10 protein-coding genes and 1 tRNA gene are annotated in these 9,813 nt (G+C 48.4%); 5 read left to right on the top strand and 6 right to left on the bottom strand.

The genetic code is table 11. The features are described from left to right. From NK638_RS10735 to NK638_RS10720, 4 genes are all read right to left on the bottom strand, one after another. Positions 1-114, bottom strand: a 114-nt coding sequence (locus NK638_RS10735) for a Maf family protein (RefSeq protein ID WP_274633019.1), incomplete at its 3' end; no start/stop codon positions are given. A 198-nt stretch (positions 115-312) separates the two neighbouring features. Beyond that, positions 313-798 (bottom strand): rod shape-determining protein MreD, encoded by a 486-nt coding sequence (gene mreD, locus NK638_RS10730; RefSeq protein ID WP_075102266.1) that lies wholly within the window; start codon positions 796-798, stop codon positions 313-315. Positions 799-872: 74 nt separating this feature from the next. Beyond that, positions 873-1,727, bottom strand: a complete 855-nt coding sequence (mreC, locus tag NK638_RS10725) for a rod shape-determining protein MreC (RefSeq protein ID WP_192994632.1) — start codon at positions 1,725-1,727, stop codon at positions 873-875. A 250-nt stretch (positions 1,728-1,977) separates the two neighbouring features. After that, positions 1,978-3,015, bottom strand: a complete 1,038-nt coding sequence (locus NK638_RS10720; RefSeq protein ID WP_075102264.1) for a rod shape-determining protein — start codon at positions 3,013-3,015, stop codon at positions 1,978-1,980. 611 nt (positions 3,016-3,626) lie between these two features. Here NK638_RS10720 and gatC point away from each other — a divergent pair. The 5 genes from gatC (at position 3,627) to NK638_RS10695 (ending at position 8,209) form a co-directional block, all read left to right on the top strand. Next, positions 3,627-3,941, top strand: a complete 315-nt coding sequence (gene gatC / locus NK638_RS10715; protein ID WP_274633018.1) for an Asp-tRNA(Asn)/Glu-tRNA(Gln) amidotransferase subunit GatC — start codon at positions 3,627-3,629, stop codon at positions 3,939-3,941. Between the two features lie 66 nt (positions 3,942-4,007). Then, positions 4,008-5,504: an Asp-tRNA(Asn)/Glu-tRNA(Gln) amidotransferase subunit GatA gene (gene gatA / locus NK638_RS10710; RefSeq protein WP_274633017.1), complete on the top strand. Its 1,497-nt coding sequence runs from the start codon at positions 4,008-4,010 to the stop codon at positions 5,502-5,504. Continuing rightward, positions 5,504-7,030 (top strand): Asp-tRNA(Asn)/Glu-tRNA(Gln) amidotransferase subunit GatB, encoded by a 1,527-nt coding sequence (gatB, locus tag NK638_RS10705; protein WP_274633016.1) that lies wholly within the window; start codon positions 5,504-5,506, stop codon positions 7,028-7,030. The genes gatA and gatB overlap by 1 nt, the downstream gene beginning before the upstream one ends. 115 nt (positions 7,031-7,145) lie before the next feature. Further along, a tRNA-Pro gene (locus NK638_RS10700) sits at positions 7,146-7,222 on the top strand. 204 nt (positions 7,223-7,426) lie between these two features. Then, positions 7,427-8,209 (top strand): DUF1853 family protein, encoded by a 783-nt coding sequence (locus tag NK638_RS10695; protein ID WP_274633015.1) that lies wholly within the window; start codon positions 7,427-7,429, stop codon positions 8,207-8,209. 196 nt (positions 8,210-8,405) lie between these two features. On the opposite strand, the gene NK638_RS10690 is transcribed toward NK638_RS10695, so the two are convergent. Together NK638_RS10690 and NK638_RS10685 are read right to left on the bottom strand one after the other, a co-directional pair. Continuing rightward, positions 8,406-8,936, bottom strand: coding sequence for a DUF2726 domain-containing protein (locus tag NK638_RS10690; RefSeq protein WP_274633014.1), 531 nt, complete (start codon positions 8,934-8,936; stop codon positions 8,406-8,408). A gap of 286 nt (positions 8,937-9,222) precedes the next feature. Continuing rightward, positions 9,223-9,813: LysM peptidoglycan-binding domain-containing protein (locus tag NK638_RS10685; protein WP_274633013.1), on the bottom strand; the 591-nt coding region annotated here is incomplete at its 5' end.

Raw genomic sequence — 9,813 nt, 5'->3', positions numbered from 1 at the left:
TTCATTGGCATGCGGGGTTTCGTCGATATCGACACTCATGACCGTAAAGTCCAGCTGCGCTCTAGACAACAGCTCACGACGACGCGGCGAGCCGGACGCTAAAATAATATCCATTATTCATCTCTTATTATATAAATTTGTCTGATTGTATAAACTTGTGGGCTGACAACGCTTGCAGATAAGGTCATAAATACGGTCATGTTGATTCGTTTTAACATTTCGTGAGGGCGTATTTTGCTAGCAGCACGCACAGTGAGCGCGCTTGTCTTATAGGGTGATCTACTCGCTCATGGATGCGTCAGTATCAACGTATCAACGCGCAAACTTACGTAGCACCAAAAGCACCAAAGGCCAGCTAAGAATACTCATGACTAATGACAAAGCGGACTGAGCGACAAACACATTTTGGATAAACATTTGCAATATCCACAGCGTCAACTGAAAGATCAGCAAACTAAAACTGGCAAGTAGCCACGCGCTCCATGTATTTAATTGTCTGACATAAATACTGGTGACTTTGATAACAAAAGCGACCAGCACAGCAGCAAAGGCTTGCTGACCTAAATGGGTATCCATCAACAAATCGGCAATGATACCCACCGTAAAGGCAGTAAAGATACCGACATAGCGCGGCTGAAACAACAGCCAAAAAATCAGTACCATAATCATGACCATGGGTCGCAAGGTGGCCATACTGGGGCTTAATGGATAGACATTGAGGGATGAGGCCACGACGATACTGACAATAATGACAGCAATCAGCAGTACTGTTTCATTCTCAGAATCAGGATACGACATGAGCACTTACCTTAATGAGACGTAGCGGCTGCAAACGCCAAACGATGAGATACCTTCTTAGGCTTAGGCGATAGCTAATTGATGACGGTATTGTTTTTATTGATCAGCTTGTCTTGCAATATCAGTACATAGGCATTGTCAATAAAATTGGCAGTGGGTGTGACCTCGATGCTTCTAAAGTTATCCGCCTGCGTGTCCTCGATCTGAGCGATACGGCCAACGCGATACCCTGCTGGGATACGGCCACCCAACCCTGACGACACCAGCTCATCCCCCACCCGCACATCTGAGGTTTTAAACACATAATCCAAGCTCAAAGACGTCGGGATGCCTTTGCCTGTTACGATGGCACGCTGACCGGTACGTTTGACCGTCACCGCCACAGACTGCTGCTCATCGGTGATTAGTAGCAATCGGCTGGTGTTGGGATAGACATTGATGATTTGCCCCAAAATACCATCTTCGTCGATGACCGTCTGACCCACCTGTACGCCATCTTGCGCGCCTTTATTGATGACCACAATTTGCCTGAGCAAGTTGGTGTCGGTACCAATCACTTGCGCCAAATTAAGATCAAACTGCTCAGGCTTGGTGGTCGACAAAATGCCTTGCAAGCGAGCGTTTTGTGCCAAAATATAGTCTTGCTGCTGCAGCTTGGCCTGCGCGTGGATCAGCTGTGATTTTAGCTGCATGTTTTCGCGGCGCAAGGCTTCTTTGGACTGCAAACTACCACTAGCCCAGTGCTGAGCATAACTCGGCAACAGTGACAGCTGGTAGATGGGCTGCATGGCGGCATGGCTGGTATTACGGACAGGGTTAAACCACTCTGTGTTTTTGCTATCAAACCACATCAGTATCGAAGCGACTATCAATACAATGGCAGTCTTACGAAGTGATAACGGCTGACGGGCAAAAATACTTGGAATCATAAGAGGTCTAATTAGCAATTTTAAAATAAGCAAGGATATGGCCTTGCTTTTCATGGCTTGAGCGTACTTTGTACTTATTACTGAGATGACAGGCCGCGCATCAGGCCACCTTACTTTCACCTTTTTTCACTTCACTATAAAGCGATACCCTTATTAGGGTCTTTTGAACATGATGGATACTGACACGCGCTCTACCGGCATCGTCAGCGCACGACTAGTATCACCCCAGCCATGCGCCTGCTAAAGCTGTTTAGACAAAAATCATGTTTAGGCTTTTGTTATTGATAAAATCAAGCGCAATACCACCGCCGCGGCTCACGCAGGTCAATGGGTCTTCGGCGACTGTCACTGGTAGACCGGTCTCTTTGGAAATAAGCTTGTCTAAATCACGTAATAGCGCACCGCCCCCTGTCAAGACAATACCGCGCTCAGCGATGTCTGATGATAGCTCAGGTGGCGTTTGCTCGAGTGCTGCTTTGACCGCACTAACGATACCGCTTAATGGATCGCTAAGCGCTTTTTGTACTTCTTCTGAATTGACGGTAAAAGTCTTTGGCACACCCTCTGCCATGCTACGACCACGTACTTCTACCTCTAGCTGGCTGTCTTCGTTCAGTGCCGAGCCCACTTCTTGTTTGATACGCTCAGCCGTCGTCTCACCGATGACGCAGCCATGGGTACGGCGTACGTGGGTGATAATAGCCTCATCAAACATATCGCCGCCGATACGAATCGACTCGGCATAGACGCAGCCTGATAATGCAATCACGGCAATCTCAGTGGTGCCGCCACCGATATCCACTACCATCGAACCGCTGGCTTCATGGACAGGCATGCCAGCACCGATTGCTGCTGCCATTGGCTCCTCAAGCAGCAATACTTTATTGGCGCCCGCTGATGACACCGCCTCACGTATCGCTTTACGCTCTACCAAAGTAGACTTGCATGGCACACATACCACCACATTTGGCTCCGCCATAAAACGCTTGGCTTTTACCTTAGTGATAAAGTGCTTTAGCATTTTTTGGGTCACCTCAAAGTCTGCAATCACCCCGTCTTTTAGTGGACGAATGGCGGTGATGTTGGCAGGTGTACGACCTAGCATCTGCTTGGCATCGATACCAACAGCGGCGACGGTAGGGTTTTGAGTACGATTACTTCGTAGCGCGACCACCGTAGGCTCGTCAAGCACGACGCCTTTATTAGGAATAAAAATGAGGGTGTTCGCAGTACCGAGGTCGATAGCGATATTATTTGATAAAAATCCAAACAGGTTCATGACTAATATTTCCAGCGTATTACAAATGAGGCGAATGAGGCGAATGAGAGTGACTGAGGCGTTCCTAGTCAGTGTTGAGCAGGTCGTCGATAGACATTACCTGTGGCGAAAATTGAACCTCGCAACAAGTCAAACCTAAGCAATAATAATGAAATGAAAAAACTGAGGCAAATTATACCGATTTGGCTAGAAAAAAACACAGATATTTGCGTCAGTAAGTCAGGATTTTGGTCCTAAATGCTAAAAGTTGTTACAAAGTTTGAAATCGCCAGCAAGACCATTTGACTTCATGAAAGACCATTTAATTCAATAACTAACAAGGCGCTACAGACAGATGATGATTTTGCTCAGTAGCAGGTGCATACTGTAACGTATTTCAGCGAACAATGGGTGAGCATTTAAAAATGAAACACTAACTATACGGTCAGTTTTGTAAATCATTTTAACTTAGTTGATATTATGCATCAATCAAATGCTGTGCTCTGTAAACTTAGGCCAGATGCTTTATAATAAGCCAACTCAAGATACAATCTTATTTAGCAGTCCTCTTATTTTTAGTGGTCACGTCTTGACACCACCCAAATTAACACTAACCAAAACTGTCCTTCATTGGAGAAACTATGTCACAGCAACCAACAACGTCTGACAACAACGTCAGCCGTGAAGAAATCTTAGAAGTTGCCAACCTTGCCCGTTTGGGCGTGGATGACAGCACGGCGAGCAGCTACGCGGACGACATCAGCAAAGTGTTAAAACTGATGCACACGCTAAGCAATGTCGACACCGCAGGCATAAAGCCTTTATCAAACATCCATGAAGCCTGCCAAGAGCTGCGTGCTGACGTCGCCAAACATGATATCGATCGCACGCGCAATCAATCGGTCGCACCAGCAGTCGAAGACGGCCTATATCTGGTGCCACAAGTGATTGAATAACGACTTGCATGACTTTATTGGCTTTATCTTATTTTATGCTATTAACACTTTGACGGACGACACCCTATGTCTGAGATTCATCTATTAAGTACCGAGCAGCTGATTACAGGCTTGCAAGAAAAACAGTTTAGCAGCGCAGAATTAACCGAACACTATATCAAACGTATCGATGCCCTAGACGCTAAGGTCAACAGCTTTATCACCCACACCGCTGAGACGGCGCGCGCGCAAGCGAAAGCTGCAGACGAGATGCGCGCCCAAGGCGATAAACGCCGCCTGCTTGGCGTGCCCATGGCGCATAAAGACATTTTTTGTACCCAAGGCGTGCTGACCACTTGTGGCTCAAAGATGCTACACAATTTTGTCTCGCCTTATGATGCCACCATCGTGACCAATATCGAAAAAGCGGGCATGATCAGCCTAGGTAAGCTCAATATGGATGAGTTTGCAATGGGCTCGGACAACAGCAGCTCTTACTATGGCACAGTACAAAACCCATGGAATTTGGAACGCGTCCCTGGCGGTTCATCTGGTGGTAGTGCAGCCGCTGTCGCCGCCGGTTTTGTGCCTGTGGCGACCGGTAGTGATACGGGCGGCTCGATTCGTCAGCCCGCTTCGTTTTGTGGCCTCACCGGCATCAAGCCCACTTATGGCCGTGTGTCACGCTTTGGCATGATTGCCTATGCCTCAAGTCTCGACCAAGCCGGCAGCATGGGCAAAAGCGCCAAAGACTGTGCCTATCTGCTGCAGCCGATGATCGGTCATGATCCGCGCGATGCCACCTCCATCAAGCACGACATGCCAGATTATGTACAAGACATCCATGATGCAGAGACCGCTGCAGGCGACAAACCCTTTGCAGGACTACGTATCGGCGTCGCCAAAGAATACTTTAGCAAAGGCCTCGACCGCGAAGTCGAACAAGCCGCCCGTGCCGCACTCAAAAAATACGAAGAGCTGGGAGCAACCATCGTCGAGGTCAATATCACCGATCCTGATATCACGTTGGCCACTTACTATATGCTCGCCCCTGCCGAAGCGTCTTCCAACCTATCACGCTTTGATGGCGTGCGCTTTGGCTATCGCTGTGAAGCACCAAAAGATCTGATTGACCTATACACGCGCTCACGCTCTGAAGGCTTTGGCCCTGAAGTACAGCGCCGTATCCTCACTGGTACTTATGCACTATCGGCAGGCTATTTCGACGCTTACTACACCAAAGCGCAAAAAGTGCGCCGCTTAATTGTCAAAGACTTTGATGATGCTTTTGCCAATTGTGACGTCATCGCCAGTCCCACCGCGCCGACCGCAGCTTATAAGCTGGCAGAAGACCTCGACCCTGCGACCATGTACCTAGGCGACGTGTATACCATCGCAGTCAACCTAGCGGGTCTACCTGCACTCAGTCAGCCCGTTGGTTTGACCTCAGACGGTCTGCCGATCGGTTTACAGTTAATTGGTAAGCACTGGCAAGAAAGTCAGCTGCTAACGACCGCTCATCTGTTTCAGCAGCATACCGATCATCATCTACAACACTCACTCGTCGCAAAGGAGATGGTATAATGAACACAGCTACTACGACTGAGAATACCGCTCATAACGACAGCGTTCGTCCCGAATTGTTTGTTGATGGTTACGAAGTGGTCATCGGCATTGAGATTCACTGCCAGCTAAACACTGACAGTAAAATTTTCTCTAGCTCCCCAACTGACTTCGGCCACGAGCCAAACAGCCAAGCCAACATCGTCGATTTAGGCTTACCTGGCGTGCTACCGGTACTCAACGCTGGCGTGGTCGAGCGCGCACTGAAATTCGGTATGGGCATCAATGCCGAGCTGGGTCTTTTTAACACCTTTGATCGCAAAAACTACTTTTATCCTGATTTGCCCAAAGGCTATCAAATCACGCAAATGGCAAACCCTATCGTCGGCAAAGGCTATATCGATGTGGTGGTCAATGAAGGCGAAAAAAACGAATACCCAAAACGGATGGGTATCACCCGCGCGCACCTAGAAGAAGACGCGGGTAAATCAGTCCACGATGCCGTCGATGGCATGACGGGTGTCGATCTCAACCGTGCGGGCACGCCGCTCATCGAAATCGTCTCTGAGCCTGACATGCGCTCAGCGGATGAAGCGCTGGCTTATATCAAGGCCATTCATCAGCTGGTCACTTGGCTGGGTATCTCGGATGCGGTCATGGCAGAAGGCTCATTCCGCTGTGACTGTAACGTCTCTGTGCGCAAACCTGGTAGCGAGCTCGGTACCCGTACTGAGCTCAAAAACCTAAACTCGTTCCGTTTTATCGAGCGCGCCATCAACCGCGAAATCGAACGTCAAATCGACACCATCGAAGACGGCGGCAAAGTCGTGCAGGCAACGATGCTCTATGATCCTGAGCGCGATGAAACCCGCACCATGCGCACCAAAGAAGACGCCAACGATTATCGTTATTTCCCTGACCCTGACTTACTGCCTGTCCGTATCGAGCAGCATACGATTGACAGCATTCGTGCTGCCATGCCTGAGTTGCCTGTGGCTCGCCGTGGCCGTTTTGAGGTAGCACTTGGTCTGTCAGAATATGATGCGCGCATATTGACAGGCAGCCGTCAGCTTGCTGATTATTTCGAAGCTGTGGTGGCAGAAGTCGGCCAGCAAGATGCCAAAATGGCAGCCAACTGGGTGATGGGCGACTTGCTCGGTGCCCTCAACAAAGATGATAAAGACATCACCCACTCCCCTATCAGCGCCAAGCAATTGGCTGGTATGCTGGCTCGTATCAAAGACGATACGCTATCTGGCAAATTGGCCAAAAAAGTCTTTAGTGCCTTATATGAGCGCGAAGGCGGCGACGGCGATGATGCAGCAGATAAAATCATCGAAGAAAAGGGCCTAAAACAAGAAACGGACACTGGCGCTATCAAAGCCATGGTCGAAGAGGTCATCGCCAACAACCAAACGATGGTAGATGAGTATAAAGGTGGTAAGCAAAAAGCCTTTAATGGTCTGGTCGGGCAAGTGATGAAAGCCAGCCGCGGTAGCGCTAACCCGCAGCAAGTCAACCAAATTTTGAAAGAGCTGCTGGGATAGCTCTGCTAATATGGCGATCATACTGGCTATGGATATGTCAAATTTTGGGGCAAATGGGTAGCAAGATAAATAGCCCTTGCAATATGCCTAATTTTGCGTAAAATAGTCAGTCATTCGGGGCGTAGCGCAGTCTGGTAGCGCACCACACTGGGGGTGTGGTGGTCGCAGGTTCAAATCCTGCCGTTCCGACCAAACATCGTAGTTAAAGAAAAAGCCAACCATTGCTATTAATGGTTGGCTTTTTTTATAATTAATAACTTCTTACCAAATACTACAAAGATACCTTCGTAATTGCGCTTAGCGCTTCATTGATGACAAACACTTTAGACTTATAATACGTCATCGATTGACTATAGACTTTTGGTACATGAGCCGCTAGGGTAAACGTACACTGTAATGATGGTTTATCCTATGATCGAGCCGACGGCTCATGGCCCGTTTACTTATCTACATACCGCACCATGGGAAGCTTATCGTCGCCCTTATGTGCGTGATTTGGCGTTTGTACTTGCTTGTCCTAATATCTTAACTCACTGGATCGACTTCTCGCCAGATCAAATTACTCATTCCATCGCGGTTCATAATAGTGAGTTTTGGCTAGCGCAGTTTCAAGCGTACCAGCAGCGCTTAGAGCAGCTTGATAACACTAACGCTTATCAAGATTTGACGCGTTATCTATTATCACGGCCTAGTCCGAATCGCTTAGGTTTTCACTTTGAGGGATTGTTATCATTTTGGCTAGAAGATGGCTTTGTGCGCAAATTACATCCGTACGAGACGCTTGCTAACAATGTGCAGTTGTATAACGGCAAACAGACGACGGGCGAGCTGGATCTGATTTTATACAATCATCAGGACAATCTGACCGAACACTGGGAGCTGGCGATCAAGTTTTTTATGGGGGCACCGCCGTTTGAGCCTGCAAACTGGGTTGGTATCAATTCCAATGACAACTTACAGCGCAAAATGACCCACATGCAGACCAAGCAGTTCCGCGCTGTGTGGGTCGATACCGCTGATCACGGCCAAGTAAAAATCGACAAACGCTACGGTATTATCAAAGGCCGCTTCTTTTTGCCGCTCAATATCTATGGCTTTAATAAACCAGATTGGCTAACGCGACGCCGTCAGTCTTGCGACGCTCGATACGGACACTCTGCGGCGCGCGTACTATATTGAGTGGTTTACCAAACGCAGCTTTTATGACCGTTACGCCAGACGAGCGCTTGCACAGGCTTGGTCAGAGAAGAGCATGCCAAAGACAGGGCTATATTTTGAAGGTGACAGACCAATTGTCATTTATCCGAGGCAGTGTGAGTAGCCCGCACCCTCAATCCGAGAGGACAGTTTTAATCACGACCAACAACCATCATTATCAGTACGTCTCAATCACCTGCATCAGCTCATATCTGAGCATATCCGCGCTTGGCATACGCTCAGCGTGAAAGCGCACGATAGGGATACCTGCGCTAGCAAGGGCTTTGTCCTTTTTGTCATCGGCTTTTTGGCGTGATTTGCTGCTATGTGTCCAATCATCAAGCTCGATAGCCATTAAGGTGGTCTGTGCGTCGATATCGACGATGACATAATCGACACTCTGACGACAAATGCGGTTAAACCAAAAGCTACGCTCGGAGGTCTCATCGCTATTGGCTTCAATGATTCGCGACAGCTGCACCTGCACAAATATGTGATACTCGGGCAAGGCGTTTTTTAATTTTTTAAAAAAAATCACCTCAGTATCAGTCATGATAGGCGTCGGTGCAAATGGCCAAATGGCCAACTCATCACCGCGCACAGGCTTTGGCTCAGGCTCGGTGCTTTGACGCTTTGAGGATAGTTTTGGTAACGTAATTAGCCCTAAAAACCCAACAGCCAATATTAAAAATACAACGCCAAACGACATGGTTTTACCTTATAAAATAAACAAGTGATTACCCAAGTTCCAGCTGCGACGGTTCACAAGCACAGCTGGGTATTTGAATAATCACGGCAGGTCAACCTTTTTAGGCTGACAGGTGATACAAAAACAGAATAAATGCGCAGCATGGTAGCGAAACCTACCCAGCCGAGCAATCAATAAAACAAAAAACACGACATCTAGTGTCGTGTTTTCTCATATCATCGAAACAGCGAAGGCGTCTGTACTCACTATTAGCACTCACTACCAGTGGCGATACATTAGTCGCGGTTTAGCGCCAGTATAATACCCAAGCGCTGGTGGTGTTTACTTTAGGGTCGCTGTTAATCTTGTCTTTGAGCGCCAGCGCTGCCACTTTACCGCGCTCAGGACCGACGATGACGCGGACACCGCGACTGGTCGGACTGGTCTTTACCTGATACCCTGCTGCCTGAAACTTTTTGGCCAATTCATCTGCTTTGGCCTGATCATTGGCAAGTGCGACTTGCACCCCAAAGCTTCCTTTGGCATCGGTTTCCTTGACCTGTTGGCGGGCATCACGCAGTTTTTGCTGCGCATCACGTTTGGCCTCTGCTGATTTTTTTGCCAATGCTTCTTCTTTTTTGCGCTGCGCTTCACGCGCTTTTTCGGCTGCCGCTGCTTCTCGCTCTAGACGCTGTACTTGTTTGCGTGAGGGAATAGTCAGTGTCTGACCCAGCTGCAGTGAGGTCGAGGGTGACATATTATTTGCCTGAGCCAGCGCTTCCACCGGTACGTTATACTGTCTGGCAAGTTTAATCAGGCCGTCGCCTCGTTTGACTTCATAGTCAGTGGGGGATTTGGGCGGCTCTTTTTTGGCGGCTTCGGCAGCTTTTTCAGCCGC

The organism is Psychrobacter sp. A3 (assembly GCF_028823565.1).
Lineage (GTDB): Bacteria > Pseudomonadota > Gammaproteobacteria > Pseudomonadales > Moraxellaceae > Psychrobacter > Psychrobacter celer.
The sequence above is the reverse complement of the archived record's forward strand: the minus strand, read 5'-3'. Positions and strand labels throughout refer to the sequence as shown.